We start from the raw sequence: 14,909 nt of genomic DNA on the forward strand, positions 1-14,909 counted from the left end.
GGACATGCCTTTTTTAGGGTGAGTGTTTTTTATTGCCTTTTTTGAAAGGAATGATGAAAATGACTGTACAAATTAAGCATTTTGCAAATGATTTTATGAAAGTAACACAGATGGCAGCGCTGAACGCCTATCCGTGGATTGGACGTGGCAATAAGATAGCGGCTGATGGTGCAGGAACAAATGCGATGCGAAATGAACTGAACCAATTACCATTGGATATTACAGTTGTCATTGGTGAAGGTGAAATGGATGAAGCACCGATGCTTTATATTGGAGAAAAGCTTGGAACAGGAGAAGCTTTGCATGTTGATATTGCAGTAGATCCAATTGAAGGCACTACATTAGTAGCAAAAGGTATGAATGATGCAATGGCAGTGATGGCTGTAGCACCACAAGGAACATTACTTCATGCACCTGATATGTATATGAAAAAAATGGCTTGCGGACCTCAAGCGAAAGGGGCGATTTGTTTAACGGATTCTTTAAAAGAAAATATGCATCGTGTAGCAAAGGCATTACATAAGCCTGTACGTGCATTAACGGTGATGATTCAAGATCGTCCACGTCATCAGCAATGGATTGAGGATGTATTAGAGGAAGGAGCTAAGGTCAAGCTTTTTGCAGAAGTCGATATTACAGGCGTTTTAGCAACATCATTAGAGCAATGTGACGTTGATTTGTTTATTGGTATTGGTGGTGCACCAGAAGGGGTTATTGCTGCAGCGGCACAAAAAGGATTTGGTGGTGACTTTTTAGGTCAATTGATGCCAGAGACAGAGGAGGAATATGCCCGCTGTGTCAAAATGGGTATCAAAGACCCTCATCAAATTTGGACATTGGATGAACTTGTTCAAACAGATGATTGTTTATTTACTGCAACAGGTGTCACGGATGGCTTTATTTTAAAGGGGGTTATGCAACAGCAAGCGATAATGCATTCATATAGTTTAGTTGTTGCCCCAAATCATAGACAGTTTGTTGAAGCAAAACATGAAGAAAATGAGGTTTTAGTAACGGCTAATTAGCAATCACTCTTCTATTGAAATCGTATATAAGGGTGTAGCGAAGGGGGAGCTTACATAGTATCTCCTGTTGAAAAGCATGGTGCAGTCCATAAAGAAGCTGTATAGTTAATCAATAAATTCGGCGCATCCGCACCAGGTGAATTAGTCATCGAGAAATATGGCTTTACAGTCGAAAACGTTGTAGCAAAAGTAAAAGCACTATAAGCTACATAAAAATACCGCAACACAGCGTGACTTTACATCACGCTGCTATGTTGCGGTATTTTTTTATTGTTTTTCTTGCTAGTTACCCATAAACTAAGACACTGCACTATCACGATACTAATAAAAAGATTAAAGCTTTTTGCACTACCACCAATCCCTAGCTCATCAGCAATAATGCCAGAAAACCAAAGAAGCTGTGCGGCTACAATACTAGTTAAAGTACCAAAAAGAGTACATACCCAAACAGGCACTTTTTTCAGCAAAACGATGATAAGCAGTACAATGGAGAACAGCAGCAATACAATAAAAACAGGGTCCAATAATGCAAAAGCATTATTTTTAATAAAGTGCTGATACGTAAAACGACTATCCATGAAAGCTCCCCTTTTATAAATACTAACGTACCAAACGATAAAAAGTTCTATCTAACAAAACGTACTATCAAGATTATTTTGACTTCTCATTTCATAGTATCAATTTTGCTAAATCTCATCGAATATATATAGGCATGGTTAAACTAGTATATGGTAAGAAGCCTAAAAAATTTTACGAGTATTGCGATCAAATTTATTGGTGGTGAGGAGAGTACGATTTAGTTGCTAGTCTGACCACTTGGGATCCGTCTTGTTCTCTATATAGTAAGTTTAGAAGTATTGAAGTGCAAAGACCTACTGCTTTAATCCCTTTTCATCTTGGGGGGAGTATAGGATAAGATAAATCAATGGGTGTCTGTTGCAAGGACGTTTTCTACGCAGGATCATCCATTTATTTTGGCTCATACTAAAATAAATGGATGATTAGTTGGTAAGATTTCTGTTGAAAGATCGCCATGTCCTCAAAGCGTAATGGGTAGATGGTTATTTCGCTAGCCCATTTTGGAATGCGTAGACGACGGCTTGTGTACGATCTTGAACTTCTAGCTTTGCTAAAATATTACTAACATGTGTTTTCACAGTTTTTAGGGCAATATATAGCTCATCAGCAATTTCCTGATTGGCTTTACCCTGGGCCATTAGCAATAATACTTCCATTTCACGTTCAGTCAATTGTTCGTATAGTGGTGTACTATTGCCGTGGCGCATGCGGTGCATCATTTTGGAAGTGACCTCTGGCTCTAATACCGTTTCGCCACCCATCGTTTTACGAATAGCATCTGCAATCTGTTTCGCATTAGATGTTTTCAAAATATAGCTTACCGCGCCAGCCTCTAAGGCAGGGTAGACTTTATCATCATCTAAAAAACTAGTCACCATCATGATTTTTGCCTCAGGCCATGCTGCTAATATTTCCACTGTTGCCTCTGCCCCTGTCATAACAGGCATCACATTATCCATTAAAATAATATCTGGCCTTAGCGCTAGGGCACGTTCCACAGCCTCTTTACCGTTCTCAGCCTCACCTACAACCGTAATATCTGGCTGTGCTGAAAGATAGGCTGACACACCAATCCGTACCATTTCATGATCATCCACTATGAGCACTTGTATCATCGACATTGACCTCCTCCTTTTGTAAAGGAATTTTAACCTCTACAATTGTTCCTTCACCAGGCACTGATACAATTTTATAGGTGCAGCCAATTTCAACTGCTCGTTCAGCTATATTTTGTAAACCATACGATGTGGATTTATCTTCCTCTACATCAAAGCCTAAACCATTATCTTGAATTCGTAAAATAGCTAAGTCGTCTCGTGCCACAAGAAGTAATTCCACCTCACTTGCTTTGGCATGACGCAGTGTATTGGAGAGTGCCTCCTGTGCAATACGAAATAAATGATCTTCCTCTGCTTTAGTTAAGGCCATTTCTTCTAATTCATATTCTATATGGAAATAAACTTTTTGCTGAAGCTCAATAATCAATTCCTCTAAGCCTTGTGCCAATGTTTTATTGTGTAAAGCTACAGGTCGTAAGTGTAGCAGTAATGCACGCATTTCTAGCTGTGCCTGTTGAACGATTTTCTCCACCTGTTTTAAGCTAGTAGCATGTTCGTCATTTTCAGTTAATGCGGAGAGTAACATAGAGGCAGCAAATAGTTGCTGTGACACAGAATCATGTAGTTCTCTAGCTAGTCGTTGACGTTCAGCAATAATACGCTCCTGTATAATTTTATCATTGGCCTCAGCACGTTCATTGGACAAACGCTGTAAACTTTTACGTTGCGTATCAATTAATTCACTTGTTTGGACAATTGCCTTTTTTAACGATTTCGGAAGCGCTTGTTTTTTAGGAAAAACAAAATCAGGCTCGATTAATTGTTTCACTATTCGTGTTGCCTGCGCTTCTCGCGCCCTTGCAGTCATACTGATCCAGCTGGCAAACAGGAAGCTAAGTATAAACAGGCTAACTATGATGATGCCACCTAGAGGGATATTATCGTAATTCTGCTGCCATAGGGGCTCCCATGTTTTTTCATCAGGATTGCCCCATAGTGCAACAAGAAGACCGAAAACAGCACTCATTAAAATAAAAAATAATGTAAATAATCTTGAGATAAAGGCAATCATTTTCGTAGCACCTCCAAATCTCCAAGCCAGGTTGCGACATGAATAATCAGTACACGTTTAGCATCCTCAGGGTTGCCGTCGGAGAAAGTAATACTTTCATTTAATATACGTTGTGGCCCTACGTGTAAGCAGGAGAGCTCACCAAATAACGTCGTATACTGTAAACGGAATGGAATTTCATAAGGAATATAAATTTGAACTTTACCGATACCTTGTCGAATTGTAATAAGACTAGTACCAGCAGGTAAAATCGTTTGCGTTGTATCGATGGTAATATCTCCTGCAAGGCGCTGAATTTGTACATCTTGCCATTTATATGCTTCTGTAGGCGCTGGCATTGTGCCAATTAAGTCATTTTTAATTGCAGGAAGCTTTTCAAAAAGCTCTGCCCCAACTACTTTTGGCTCGTTTTCTCTTTGCAAGTATTGATAGAGCATATATAAGAGCATGATGACGATAAATAAACGTAAGCTCCACATCGTGAACAAAGCAATGGCAATAAAGAAAATTCCTGTCCATTTAAAAAATCGAACTTTTTTAGAAAAACTTAAATAAAGAAGTACAGCCCCAATCAATAAACAGAAGGCGCCACCATTATTAAAAATAGTTAGCTCCACAAAGACGAGTAAAAAGAAGCAAAGTACCCAAAATGTGAGCTTATTTGTTGTGAAATTTTGCAAGAGGGTCACCCTTCCTTCTACTAATAGTATAAGAGAGGGAATGGGACCCTCTATTCTTAAACGTGAAAGAATGCGCCCTTTAATGTTGGCGCATTGCTTTCATTATACCATGTTATTTATTTTCAATTAGCAGTGGTGAGCTTTCTTCTACTGCTTTTTTTTCTAATTCTGCCAGTCTTGCCTCAAAAGTTGTAAGCTCATGGTCTTTATCGATTTGATAAGCTAATTTATCGATATATGCTTCTAAATCTTCAAAGTTTGTTTTATTATTTTTGGCAATCATTCCATCCATTTGATGATGGGCACGAGTTACATTTTCTTTTCCCATCAGCTGTAATTGACGCACTTTCATATCTTTAATTTTATGCTTCATTGTTTCAAATTTACGCTCAAGCTCGAAGTATTCACGAGTACTTGCTTCAATGCTAGCTTGTAATGTAAGGTTACGAGCTGAATAAGCTGTTACTTCATCCGTTGCGAAATCAATTAAGTCCTGCTCTCCGCTAGATTTTGCTAATGCCAATTGAGATTCACGTTTCGCTAGTAAATCTGCGTTCTCTTTATATTCTTGCTCTAGCTTTTCTTTTAATTGCCCTTGTCGCTCTAATAATTTGCCTGTTTGTTCCGTTTGCTTTTCTGCTTCACGAATGTATTGATTTAACATCGCAATCGGATTTTTTTGTTCCTTCTTATCAAATAAGTGGTGTAAGTCTGCCTCTACTGTATATCTAAAACGTTGAAATAAGTTCATTTAAATTCGCTCCTTTTATTTTGTTAAGTTTGACCATTCTTTTTCAAAGTTTGTAAACGGATCTTCTTCTTTTTTCCCTTCGATTGTTGGAATTTTTACATCTTCGCCATTCCATTTTTTATAGATAACATAGATAATGGCGATTGCTGCAAGACCAACCATTGCTGGAATGTTAGATATTGCTGATAGGACACCGATTAGACCAACTGTAAACCAGAAGATTTTACCGAATGTTGACTTACTAGCAATGTAGAAGTGCATGCCCAGTGCTACAAATAGTCCAGAGAATAATAACCCTGCCAGTGGTCCAATTAACGCTAGTGCAACACATGCAGCAATGACGCCTCCAGTTAATAAAAGAAATTTTTTCATTTGTTTTAGCTCCTTTCGTTTGTACCTTTATGTTACCTATTTACAAGATTGTCTAAAACGGACTCGAAATTGATTTTGAACTAGGTCTTGAGGCTGAGATTCATCTAAGCAGCCAAAATAGAAGGTTTTTGTCCGTGTTTAATAAGACTTTTTCTTGTTTTTGGAAAAATGTTAATTATTTTTGGTTGGAAATACCATTTGTCATAAAGTCATTTATAGACCCGAAACTAGAATTTTTTCGACAAAAATAGAAGAGAGATCCCTCCCTCGTTTGACAAATAAACAAGGTTGAATGAGCTATACTTATGAAAAAGAAACTGAGCGAAGGAGGATTTCTGGTGAGAACCTATTCTATATATAAGATAAAAGAAGAGCATTTAACGTTTATTTTTGGCAGAGAGCGTAAGTTGTTAGAGATGATGCAAGGTTGTGAAGATGCCAATGAGAAATCCTTAAAAGAGCTTGCATATATATGTGAATCCGTTCGTTTTGAGGAGATTGCAGCCATGTTAGAGCATCAACTTGATTCCAAATATGCACACCTAGAAAGAGCTCGTAATGCTTTGTTTTTAGAACATCCGATAAAAGGTAAAATGGCTATTTATTTAGTAGATCGTAAAATTTGTGTTTATTGTGAAGGTTCGCGAATGCTAGATTTAGATTTATTTCAAATGCTTGCTAAAATGAGTGAACGTTTTATTGCTTTTAATAAACAGGATAATGAGTGTGGGTGGTTAAAGCCGATGAAGTATACAATGCACTAGGAAAATTCACTACAATATATAGTAACACGCTATTATTTCGTGTATAATGGAGCGTGGAGAGTTTTTTCTCGGTATATTGTAGTGGAGGAGGTTGGTTGTATGCCTATATGGGGCTGGATTATTATCGTAATTATCGCATTAGCAGCGGGCGCGGCACTTGGTTTCTATTTCGCTCGTCAAGCTACGATGAAATATTTAAAAGAAAACCCACCTATTAATGAGCAAATGATTCGTATGATGATGGCACAAATGGGTCGTACGCCGTCTGAAAAGCAAGTACGTCAAATGATGGCGCAAATGAATAAATTCCAGAAGTAATTTGGAATGATCAGAGCAACTAGTTCAAGCATAACTAGTTGTTTTTTTTTATTTTTAACAGTATTTAAAAAATTCTTGAAAATCATACAATTCTATCGGGAAACTATGTATAATAGAATTACCATACGGAAGGGAGTTGTATATTTTGCAAAAAGAAAAAACAAATGTAGAAAGTTTTGATTTAGATCATACAAAAGTAAAGGCACCTTATGTTCGTTTAGCAGGTGTGAAAACGGGCCAAAATGGCGATGAAGTATATAAATACGATATTCGCTTTAAACAGCCAAATAAGGAGCATATGGAAATGCCTGCATTACATTCTTTAGAGCATTTATCTGCTGACATTATCCGTAATTACTCTGATCATATTGTTGATTTCAGTCCAATGGGTTGTCAAACAGGCTTCTATGTATCATTGATCAATCATAATGATTATGAGGATTTATTAACTATTTTAGAGAACACATTTACAGATGTGACAAAGGCAACCGCAGTGCCTGCCTGCAATGAAGTGCAATGTGGCTGGGCTGCTAGCCATAGTTTAGAAGGGGCTCAAGCATTAGCGAAAGAGTTTTTAGCGAAACGTGATGAATGGCATATTATTTTTGAAGATTAAATAAAATAAAAACCTTGCGAGTAAAATGACGCAAGGTTTTTCATTGCCCTAAAAATGGAATGGAATGACATTCGAAGAAGAAGAATCCCGATTGATTTTTTGATAAATAAAATTGTCTAGAAAATCATGAATTAAATCCTCATATTCATCCATATTTTCATTAAAGGATTGTGCATGTGCCCCCGTATCAAAAAGTTTTAATTTTTTTGGACCGGTTTTTTTATTGTAGAGATCGAGTGACATGGAAGCTGGAATAAACGTATCAGGAATACTATGGATAAAGAGCACAGGTTTTTCAATATGTGTGACGGCTTCGGCAGGTGTTACACTTTTAAATGAGTAACCATCTCTGAGGCGAACAAAAAAGTCAGCAAAACGAATAGGAATAATGGAGCCATATTTAAATTCAGTTTTTGCAATTTGTTTGAGCAACATAGAAAAGTCAGAGAACGCACAATCTGAGATATAAAAATCAGCGCCATCCTCGACTGTTCCTGCATAGAGGAGCATGGTTGCTGCACCCATCGATTCACCGTGAATGCCAAGTATAGCATCCTCTCCAATCATGGCTTTTACTGTTTTCACCACAGCATCAAGATCGTTTTTCTCATAGTAGCCATAGCTTGTTGTCTTGCCTCCAGATTCACCATGGCGGCGGTGGTCAAATATAACGGAATTATAGCCAAGTCTTTCAAATAGGCGAGCATATTTCACGGAATTTATTTTATTTTCGGTAACCCCGTGGCAAATGATGATGGTGTTATTGGTTTGCAAAGGCTGAAACATAATGCCTCGAATTGAGTAGCCATTTGGGGAATCAATATTCAGCTCACATTTCAAGTTTTTATTGTACCAAGCCTCATCAAAGCGCTTTGCTGTCGTTTCTCGTTCCCGAATAAATTCAGGGTCTTTTTGTTGGATATACATTAATTTATTGGAAAGCGCGAAGCCGAACAGACCTGTTGCAGCTGCGGCTAGCGTTGTTGTAATACCAGAGAATAAAAGCATCTTCTTTTTCATCATAAAACACCTCCACATGCTGTTTCTTATTTGTAATGTTCCCAACTAAGATTGTTTAAAACACGTCAACATTTTACAATATCTTTGGCAAAACTGCGATTATTTCTATTATCGAAAATCGTCAAAATATTTGTTAAAATATACATATCTGCTAGTAGCATATGCATGCAGTGTTGATTCTTGAACGGGGAAAAGGGGAGAATGATTATGACAAACGAGGTAGTAATCGTGAGTGCGGTGCGTACAGCAATCGGCTCATTTCAGGGGACATTAAAAGACGTACCAGCGACAACGTTAGGTAGCATTGTCATTAAAGAGGCATTAGTGCGTGCTGGCGTAGCAGGAGAACAGGTCGATGAGGTCATTATGGGGAATGTTTTATCGGCTGGACTTGGACAAAATCCAGCGCGTCAAGCGGCAATTAAAGCGGGGTTACCTCAAGAGGTATCAGCTTTAACAATTAATAAAGTATGTGGATCAGGTTTAAAGGCTGTTCATTTAGCAACACAGGCGATTTTAGCGGGAGATGCAGAGATTGTTGTTGCAGGTGGATTTGAAAATATGAGCCAGGCTCCATACGTATTAAAAAATGCTCGTGAAGGATTCCGAATGGGCGACCAAAAGGTAGTAGATACAATGATTCATGATGGCCTATGGTGTGCTTTTAACGATTATCATATGGGCATTACAGCTGAAAATTTATGTGATATGTATCAAATTTCTCGAGAAGAGCAGGATGCTTTTGCAGCTCGTTCTCAGCAACGCGCAGAGGCAGCGATTGCAGCTGGCAAGTTTGAAAATGAAATCGTTGCTGTCGAGATTCCACAGCGTAAGGGAGAGCCACTTCTTTTCAATAAAGATGAATTTCCACGAGCAGGTGTGACAGCGGAATCCTTAGGTAAGCTACGACCAGCATTTAAAAAGGATGGCTCTGTCACAGCAGCGAACGCGTCTGGTATAAATGATGGTGCGGCAGCGGTAGTGGTGATGTCAAAGGAAAAAGCACAAGAGCTAGGCATTCAACCAATGGCGATCATTACAGCGAATGCTAGTGCTGGTGTAGATCCTGCAATTATGGGGACAGGTCCTGTAAAAGCAGTACAAAAAGCGCTGACAAAGGCTGATATTACTTTAAACGATATCGATTTAATTGAAGCAAATGAAGCATTTGCAGCACAATCAATTGCTGTAGATCGTGAATTAAGCTTTAATCATGATAAACTAAATGTTAACGGGGGTGCTATTGCTCTTGGTCACCCAATCGGTGCAAGTGGTGCTCGGATTTTGGTAACGCTATTACATGAGATGGAAAAGCGTGATGTGAAAACGGGCTTAGCCACACTATGTATCGGTGGTGGACAAGGCGTAGCAACAGTTGTGAAGCGCCCTTGATGTCAATAAGAAGGTGAATAGAAATGGGAAAGAAACGAAAACAGCAACAGCATACTGACAATAGCGTAACAGCTAGTCTACCTAAGCAAGAGGCCGTCACATTAGCAGATCAGCTAGGTGGCGATGTGCTAGCAAAATTAAAAGCAGCGAAGCAAGATTTAACTGCTAAAGAGCAGGCGGCAGAAGAAGAGCGTCAGGCAAAACTAGCTTTTGAACGTAAACAACGAGAAAAAAACAAATCGTTTGAAGAACTTTTAAACGAATACGGCGATAAAGGTACTAAATATTAAGAGAGAACAGTGAATTCACATAAGTGGGTTCACTGTTTTGTATTTTACAGCATAAAATTTATATGGCTGTGGTCGATATAGAGGGAGAGGTCTTTGAATTTAAACGAACGGGAGACGCTGCCAATAACATATACCTAATTGTAGTTTAGTATCGATTAAATTATGTTAGGAGAACAACATGGTAGAATTACAGACAGAAAGAATAAGATTAATTCCTTTAAACGCTAAGTATCTAAATTTACTAATAGAGCATGAGGAACAAATGGCGGAGGAGTTGCTCTTAAGAAAAGGTGAAGGGAGTTTAGATAACGAGCTTAAACAAGCATTGTATTTTAGACTTTCCAAAGTATTGGAAGATGAGCAAAACTATTTATGGCATACAAATTGGTTACTTGTATTAAAAGAAAAAAATTGTGCTATTGGTGGCATAATGCTAAAAGGAATACCAAGTGAGCAAGAGGAAGTTGTGATCGAGTATTATACTTTGCCTCCTTATATGGGGCAGGGCTATATGACAGAATCAATCATAGCTCTTAAAAACTGGTTACTTCATCAGCCAAATGTAAAATACGTTATTGCAGATACCGAAACAGATAATATGGCTTCCCATCAAGTTTTAGAAAAAGCAGGAGCTAACTTGTATAAAGTAACGAAGTCCCTCTATTTTTGGCGGTTTCAACTTTAAAATAAAAGACAAAAGGCTATAATTGTGCCTTTTGTCTTTTATTTTTGAGTATTTTTCTTACTGCAACAACGAGACTAACAAAAACAATGGCTCCAGCTGTGTCGACAAGCACATCTTGGGCACTCATTGTACGACCTGGCGTAAAGCTTTGACGAAATTCATCAAGCACCGCGATTGTTGCCGATCCACCGATAGCAATACTTGCTGCAAAACGTCTTTTTCCCCAGGTGAAGTAAAGGCCAAGTGCGATGCATCCAAATCCCATGAAGTGTGTCAATTTACGAATTAAAAACTCTACAAATGGAAAATAACCTCGTTCTTCCACTGAAACGATGGTTCCCCAATAGGGAATTTTTAAAATAGAAAGTTGTTTTTCCAAAGGTTTATTGGCAAGCAAATCTTCTAATTCTGGTAGAATACTCTGTTGTTCATAGGTCATACTAGAGGAAATTACTAGTACAACTAGACAAATGATAAAAATTAGCCATTTTTTCATCGATGTTCTTGATAGTTCTCATTTTTTGTTAGCTCATTAGCTACCTTGAAATCTGTTATTGAATTAATTTTCTCGTAGGAAGCAAGCGTTTGTGCTAGTTGTTGTTGTGAGCTTGCGCCAATGACCGTAGAAGCGATTGTCGGCTCTTTCAGATTAAAAGCGATAGCCAAAGCATGCAAATCATCATAGTGTGAGGCTAAGTCTGTTAACGTTGTTGTTAACTCCTCAGCAGTATAGGTGTTAAAACCATTAACATGTTGTAGACGTTGTTGCCAGCTATTCGTTAATAAGCCCTTTGCCACTGTGCCACGTGTTACAACAGATGCACCTTGATTCGCAATAAAATCAAACCATTCTTCAGGGCGGCGATCGAGAGCACTGTATTGCATCATAACGCTTTTAGCTGAGCTTGCAGGTAAAAATTGCTGCAATACATTAGGGCGAATTGAGGATATACCGTATTCACGAATGAGCCCTTCTTTTTTAAGCCCTTCAAATGTGTCAATTATCCCATCCCAATCATCTTCGATTGTGCCACCGTGTAATTGATATACATCAATGTAGTCTGTTCCTAAACGTCGTAAGCTAGCATGGACAGCTTCTTTTATATAGGATGGTGATGCATCCCAATGCCAGCCATCTACCCCTTTTGCCCACCGATTACCTACCTTTGTTGCTAGGATGATATCATGACGACGCTTACCTAACGTTGCGCCAATAATCTCTTCATTTGCACCATAATCATATAAATCAGCTGTATCTATATAGTTAATGCCAGCATCTAATGCCATATCGACAATGGTAGCTGCTTGTGTTTTATCTGTCGAAAGAGACATGCCTCCTAAACTAATCTCTGAAATAAACAATTCACTTGTACCAAGCTGTCTTTTTTTCATACGAATGACCTCCTTCGATTTCTCTACTTGTAATGGTACAATGAACATATCTGAAGAACAAGCGAGGTTATCGTCAATGAAAAAGTTCGAGGAAAAAACAACGAAAACGACACCGGTCTATGACGGAAGAATAATAAAATTACAAATTGATGATGTCACTTTACCAAATGGACAGGTTGCAAAACGTGAAATAATTAAGCATCCAGGTGCCGTAGCAGTGATTGCTGTTACGGACGAGGGTAAACTAGTGTTAGTAGAACAATATCGCAAAGCGCTGGAGCGTTCTATTATTGAAATACCGGCTGGAAAGCTTGAGCCAGGTGAGGAGCCAGTAGTGACAGCACGCCGAGAATTAGAAGAAGAGACAGGCTATGGCGCGCATCAACTTACTTTTTTACAAACATTTGCAACATCACCAGGCTTTGCGGATGAAGTTATTCATTTGTTTGTGGCGAAGGGATTATATACAATAGATAATAAAGCAGATTTAGATGAGGATGAATTTGTCGAACTATTAGAAGTTTCGTTGGAAGAAGCACAAGTAATGGTGGCTGACCAACGTATATATGATGCTAAAACAGCATTTGCAGTACTATGGCTAGCTGCAAATTTAGAAAATAATCTTTTAGCATAATAGAGACGGACGAGCATAAGCTGTACAAACCTTGATAGAAAAGGAGCATGTTTATGTCTCGTACGGTGTCTATTTTTTATCACGCTTCCATCATTGCAGTAAGTTTTGTTTGTGGCGTTATTTTCTTTCATATTATTGGTGGACCGAAAGCGGAACCCTTTATATTATTTATAGAGCCTCGTTTAGCAGATGGGGACAGGCAATCCATTTTTCGTTTAGTACTGCCTGTTGCTATTTCCATAGGTCTTATATTATTACTAGCAACTCATAGCGTCTTAAAGGTGTTAGTGCGTGTGACTGTAGCCATGCGTGCCACTTTTTTTGGCTTTAGTTCGGTTTTTTTATTACAAAAACTTGAAGCTTTTTGGCTTTATACGATTTGGTGGTTTCCATTTCAGCTTATCTATTGTATATTGTTGCTAGTCCTATGCAATTTACTTGTACCTGCTTGGTCAAAGCGAAAAATCGGGAAACAAGTATCTGGTCGGACAATTTTGTTGAATTTTATCTCATTTTTCATCATAATAGTTGCTGAGTTTATTGTTATTTCTTATGTGTTAAAATGATGGATTGAATGGACCAAAATTGTGATCAGATAAAAAAGTAGAAGCATGTTAGAAATCTATTCACTATCTTGTAATAGGATTTACTCCTTTGGTATAATGGAAAGAGTTTAGGGGGGCGTCACATGGAGAGCCGAATTGATCGTATAAAAAAACAGTTGCATAGTGCTAGTTACAAGCTGACGCCGCAGCGAGAAGCAACAGTTGCTGTTTTGCTTGAGCACGAAGAGGATCACTTAAGTGCTGAAGATGTTTATCTTTTAGTAAAAGAAAAAGCACCTGAGATTGGTCTAGCTACTGTTTATAGAACGTTAGAATTATTAACTGAGCTCAAAATTGTCGACAAAATCAACTTTGGCGATGGCGTATCGCGCTATGATTTACGCCAAGAGGGAGCTGCCCATTTCCACCATCATCTTGTTTGTATCGAATGTGGTGCTGTTGATGAAATTCAAGAAGATTTGCTTGAAGATGTGGAAGCCGTTGTTGAAAAACGTTGGAACTTTATCATAAAAGATCACCGACTAACTTTCCACGGCATATGCTGGCGCTGTCATGATAAAAACGACGAATCGAATGAAGAAAATTAACAAAAAACTGTCTGTTTTAATCTTTGGTATAGATTGAATCGGACAGTTTTTTGTTTTTTTATTGGAGTATAGAACGCCATAATAGTTGGTGGTTTATGTCGAATGGAGGGGCTTTTAGCACATTTCTTAAGGCCATGCTAAAATAGAGAATAATTGACAGTGAGGGGGCGTTGTGATGAATGAATTTCAATATGCAGTAGAGGACTATATCCATTTTATTCAAGTGGAAAGGCAGTTATCTGTTAATACATTAGCATCCTATCGCCGAGATTTAGAAAGCTATGTGCATTTTTTAAAGGAAGTAGAAGGTATGTCTGATTTTAGTGTGGTGGAACGGACAACTATATTACGCCATTTAGAGCAATTGCGGGCACAGGGGAAGACAAGTCGTACCGTTGCCCGTCATATTTCATCTATTCGGAGTTTCCACCAATTTTTATTACGAGAAAAGCGGGCAGAAACCGATCCGACAGTCCATTTGGAAATGCCGACAATTGAGCAAAAGTTGCCTAATATCTTATCGATCGAAGAGATTGAAGCTTTACTAACAGCTCCGAATCGAAGTAAGCCACAAGGTATACGTGATCTTGCTATGCTAGAGTTATTATATGGATCTGGTATGCGCATCAGTGAACTTATTGCATTGGATTTAGCTGATATTCATTTAACTATGGGCTTTGTACGTGTATTTGGGAAGGGTGGCAAGGAGCGAATCATACCACTCGGCAAAAGCGCACTTTCGGCAATAAATGCCTATTTAAATGGTGCTCGTGGTCAATTACAGGGAAAGTACCCCAAAACAGATGCGTTTTTTATTAATCAAAGAGGGAAACGTTTAACAAGGCAGGGTTGTTGGAAATTAATGAAGGAGCATGCCTTAAAGGCAGGCATCCAACATGAATTAACACCACATACATTGCGTCATTCCTTTGCCACTCATTTGGTTGAAAATGGAGCTGATTTACGAGCGGTACAGGAGATGCTTGGTCATGCAGATATATCTACTACGCAGATTTATACACATATTAGCAAAACAAGATTATCTGAGGTTTATAAGCAATTCCATCCACGTGCTTAAAAGTTAATAGGAAAAAATTATATTTCAGTC

At 38.4% G+C, this 14,909-nt stretch carries 20 protein-coding genes; 11 read left to right on the plus strand and 9 right to left on the minus strand.

Annotation, left to right across the window (positions count from 1 at the left end; genetic code table 11):
• The first annotated feature begins 59 nt into the window (after positions 1–59).
• Complete coding sequence (gene glpX, locus MHB39_RS06290) at positions 60–1,025, plus strand: class II fructose-bisphosphatase (protein WP_312124630.1); 966 nt, start codon at positions 60–62, stop codon at positions 1,023–1,025.
• Between the two features lie 236 nt (positions 1,026–1,261).
• On the opposite strand, the gene MHB39_RS06295 is transcribed toward glpX, so the two are convergent.
• The 6 genes from MHB39_RS06295 to MHB39_RS06320 form a co-directional block, all read right to left on the minus strand.
• Complete coding sequence (locus MHB39_RS06295; RefSeq protein ID WP_259419255.1) at positions 1,262–1,603, minus strand: hypothetical protein; 342 nt, start codon at positions 1,601–1,603, stop codon at positions 1,262–1,264.
• A gap of 483 nt (positions 1,604–2,086) precedes the next feature.
• Entirely contained in the window at positions 2,087–2,719 is a 633-nt protein-coding gene (locus MHB39_RS06300; protein ID WP_009370700.1) for a response regulator transcription factor, read from the minus strand.
• Positions 2,694–3,734 carry a sensor histidine kinase gene (locus tag MHB39_RS06305; protein ID WP_036080185.1) on the minus strand — a complete coding sequence of 347 codons (1,041 nt, stop codon included), beginning with the start codon at positions 3,732–3,734 and terminating at the stop codon, positions 2,694–2,696. The genes MHB39_RS06300 and MHB39_RS06305 overlap by 26 nt, the downstream gene beginning before the upstream one ends.
• Entirely contained in the window at positions 3,731–4,414 is a 684-nt protein-coding gene (liaF, locus tag MHB39_RS06310) for a cell wall-active antibiotics response protein LiaF (protein ID WP_258859475.1), read from the minus strand. The genes MHB39_RS06305 and liaF overlap by 4 nt, the downstream gene beginning before the upstream one ends.
• Positions 4,415–4,526: 112 nt before the next feature.
• The gene (locus MHB39_RS06315) at positions 4,527–5,165 is read right to left on the minus strand and encodes a PspA/IM30 family protein (RefSeq protein ID WP_036080180.1); all 639 of its coding nucleotides are present in this window, start codon (positions 5,163–5,165) and stop codon (positions 4,527–4,529) included.
• A gap of 15 nt (positions 5,166–5,180) precedes the next feature.
• A complete protein-coding gene (locus tag MHB39_RS06320) occupies positions 5,181–5,537 on the minus strand; it encodes a hypothetical protein (protein WP_036080176.1) in 357 nt (118 codons plus the stop codon).
• Between the two features lie 338 nt (positions 5,538–5,875).
• On the opposite strand from MHB39_RS06320, the gene sirA reads away from it, so the two are divergent.
• The 3 genes from sirA (at position 5,876) to MHB39_RS06335 (ending at position 7,235) form a co-directional block, all read left to right on the plus strand.
• Positions 5,876–6,301: a sporulation inhibitor of replication protein SirA gene (gene sirA / locus MHB39_RS06325; protein WP_004232148.1), complete on the plus strand. Its 426-nt coding sequence runs from the start codon at positions 5,876–5,878 to the stop codon at positions 6,299–6,301.
• Between the two features lie 99 nt (positions 6,302–6,400).
• A complete protein-coding gene (locus MHB39_RS06330; RefSeq protein ID WP_342546030.1) occupies positions 6,401–6,619 on the plus strand; it encodes a YneF family protein in 219 nt (72 codons plus the stop codon).
• Between the two features lie 145 nt (positions 6,620–6,764).
• Complete coding sequence (locus MHB39_RS06335; protein ID WP_342546031.1) at positions 6,765–7,235, plus strand: S-ribosylhomocysteine lyase; 471 nt, start codon at positions 6,765–6,767, stop codon at positions 7,233–7,235.
• Positions 7,236–7,283: 48 nt separating this feature from the next.
• On the opposite strand, the gene MHB39_RS06340 is transcribed toward MHB39_RS06335, so the two are convergent.
• Entirely contained in the window at positions 7,284–8,255 is a 972-nt protein-coding gene (locus MHB39_RS06340) for an alpha/beta hydrolase (RefSeq protein WP_342546890.1), read from the minus strand.
• A 207-nt stretch (positions 8,256–8,462) separates the two neighbouring features.
• On the opposite strand from MHB39_RS06340, the gene MHB39_RS06345 reads away from it, so the two are divergent.
• The 3 genes from MHB39_RS06345 to MHB39_RS06355 all read left to right on the plus strand — a co-directional run bounded on the left by MHB39_RS06345 (position 8,463) and on the right by MHB39_RS06355 (position 10,622).
• Entirely contained in the window at positions 8,463–9,647 is a 1,185-nt protein-coding gene (locus MHB39_RS06345) for an acetyl-CoA C-acetyltransferase (protein ID WP_081977524.1), read from the plus strand.
• Between the two features lie 23 nt (positions 9,648–9,670).
• Positions 9,671–9,937: a YqkE family protein gene (locus tag MHB39_RS06350; protein ID WP_036080173.1), complete on the plus strand. Its 267-nt coding sequence runs from the start codon at positions 9,671–9,673 to the stop codon at positions 9,935–9,937.
• Between the two features lie 178 nt (positions 9,938–10,115).
• A complete protein-coding gene (locus MHB39_RS06355) occupies positions 10,116–10,622 on the plus strand; it encodes a GNAT family N-acetyltransferase (RefSeq protein WP_342546032.1) in 507 nt (168 codons plus the stop codon).
• A 16-nt stretch (positions 10,623–10,638) separates the two neighbouring features.
• Here the strand turns inward: MHB39_RS06355 and MHB39_RS06360 are convergent, their stop codons facing one another.
• Together MHB39_RS06360 and MHB39_RS06365 are read right to left on the minus strand one after the other, a co-directional pair.
• The gene (locus MHB39_RS06360) at positions 10,639–11,118 is read right to left on the minus strand and encodes a VanZ family protein (RefSeq protein WP_342546033.1); all 480 of its coding nucleotides are present in this window, start codon (positions 11,116–11,118) and stop codon (positions 10,639–10,641) included.
• The gene (locus MHB39_RS06365; protein ID WP_342546034.1) at positions 11,115–12,014 is read right to left on the minus strand and encodes an aldo/keto reductase; all 900 of its coding nucleotides are present in this window, start codon (positions 12,012–12,014) and stop codon (positions 11,115–11,117) included. Before MHB39_RS06365 ends, MHB39_RS06360 begins: the two co-directional genes overlap by 4 nt.
• A 76-nt stretch (positions 12,015–12,090) precedes the next feature.
• Here MHB39_RS06365 and MHB39_RS06370 point away from each other — a divergent pair, with 76 nt between their 5' ends.
• The 4 genes from MHB39_RS06370 to xerD all read left to right on the plus strand — a co-directional run bounded on the left by MHB39_RS06370 (position 12,091) and on the right by xerD (position 14,879).
• Positions 12,091–12,648 (plus strand): NUDIX hydrolase, encoded by a 558-nt coding sequence (locus MHB39_RS06370; RefSeq protein ID WP_333005553.1) that lies wholly within the window; start codon positions 12,091–12,093, stop codon positions 12,646–12,648.
• A gap of 53 nt (positions 12,649–12,701) precedes the next feature.
• Positions 12,702–13,214 (plus strand): hypothetical protein, encoded by a 513-nt coding sequence (locus tag MHB39_RS06375; protein WP_036080164.1) that lies wholly within the window; start codon positions 12,702–12,704, stop codon positions 13,212–13,214.
• A gap of 122 nt (positions 13,215–13,336) precedes the next feature.
• Positions 13,337–13,801, plus strand: a complete 465-nt coding sequence (locus MHB39_RS06380) for a Fur family transcriptional regulator (protein ID WP_008174639.1) — start codon at positions 13,337–13,339, stop codon at positions 13,799–13,801.
• A gap of 175 nt (positions 13,802–13,976) precedes the next feature.
• Positions 13,977–14,879, plus strand: a complete 903-nt coding sequence (gene xerD, locus MHB39_RS06385; protein WP_016992979.1) for a site-specific tyrosine recombinase XerD — start codon at positions 13,977–13,979, stop codon at positions 14,877–14,879.
• The last annotated feature ends 30 nt before the right edge of the window (positions 14,880–14,909 follow it).

This window comes from Lysinibacillus sp. FSL K6-4013 (genome assembly GCF_038630435.1).
Taxonomy (GTDB): Bacteria; Bacillota; Bacilli; order Bacillales_A; family Planococcaceae; genus Lysinibacillus; species Lysinibacillus boronitolerans.

Excerpts from the sequence above, each read along its gene's own strand:
- glpX (WP_312124630.1), top strand. The coding sequence starts at position 60 with ATGACTGTACAAATTAAGCATTTTGCAAATGATTTTATGAAAGTAACA.
- MHB39_RS06295 (WP_259419255.1), bottom strand. The coding sequence starts at position 1,603 with ATGGATAGTCGTTTTACGTATCAGCACTTTATTAAAAATAATGCTTTT.
- MHB39_RS06300 (WP_009370700.1), bottom strand. The coding sequence starts at position 2,719 with ATGATACAAGTGCTCATAGTGGATGATCATGAAATGGTACGGATTGGT.
- MHB39_RS06305 (WP_036080185.1), bottom strand. The coding sequence starts at position 3,734 with ATGATTGCCTTTATCTCAAGATTATTTACATTATTTTTTATTTTAATG.
- MHB39_RS06315 (WP_036080180.1), bottom strand. The coding sequence starts at position 5,165 with ATGAACTTATTTCAACGTTTTAGATATACAGTAGAGGCAGACTTACAC.
- MHB39_RS06320 (WP_036080176.1), bottom strand. The coding sequence starts at position 5,537 with ATGAAAAAATTTCTTTTATTAACTGGAGGCGTCATTGCTGCATGTGTT.
- MHB39_RS06330 (WP_342546030.1), top strand. The coding sequence starts at position 6,401 with ATGCCTATATGGGGCTGGATTATTATCGTAATTATCGCATTAGCAGCG.
- MHB39_RS06340 (WP_342546890.1), bottom strand. The coding sequence starts at position 8,255 with ATGAAAAAGAAGATGCTTTTATTCTCTGGTATTACAACAACGCTAGCC.
- MHB39_RS06345 (WP_081977524.1), top strand. The coding sequence starts at position 8,463 with ATGACAAACGAGGTAGTAATCGTGAGTGCGGTGCGTACAGCAATCGGC.
- MHB39_RS06350 (WP_036080173.1), top strand. The coding sequence starts at position 9,671 with ATGGGAAAGAAACGAAAACAGCAACAGCATACTGACAATAGCGTAACA.
- MHB39_RS06355 (WP_342546032.1), top strand. The coding sequence starts at position 10,116 with ATGGTAGAATTACAGACAGAAAGAATAAGATTAATTCCTTTAAACGCT.
- MHB39_RS06360 (WP_342546033.1), bottom strand. The coding sequence starts at position 11,118 with ATGAAAAAATGGCTAATTTTTATCATTTGTCTAGTTGTACTAGTAATT.
- MHB39_RS06365 (WP_342546034.1), bottom strand. The coding sequence starts at position 12,014 with ATGAAAAAAAGACAGCTTGGTACAAGTGAATTGTTTATTTCAGAGATT.
- MHB39_RS06370 (WP_333005553.1), top strand. The coding sequence starts at position 12,091 with ATGAAAAAGTTCGAGGAAAAAACAACGAAAACGACACCGGTCTATGAC.
- MHB39_RS06375 (WP_036080164.1), top strand. The coding sequence starts at position 12,702 with ATGTCTCGTACGGTGTCTATTTTTTATCACGCTTCCATCATTGCAGTA.
- MHB39_RS06380 (WP_008174639.1), top strand. The coding sequence starts at position 13,337 with ATGGAGAGCCGAATTGATCGTATAAAAAAACAGTTGCATAGTGCTAGT.
- xerD (WP_016992979.1), top strand. The coding sequence starts at position 13,977 with ATGAATGAATTTCAATATGCAGTAGAGGACTATATCCATTTTATTCAA.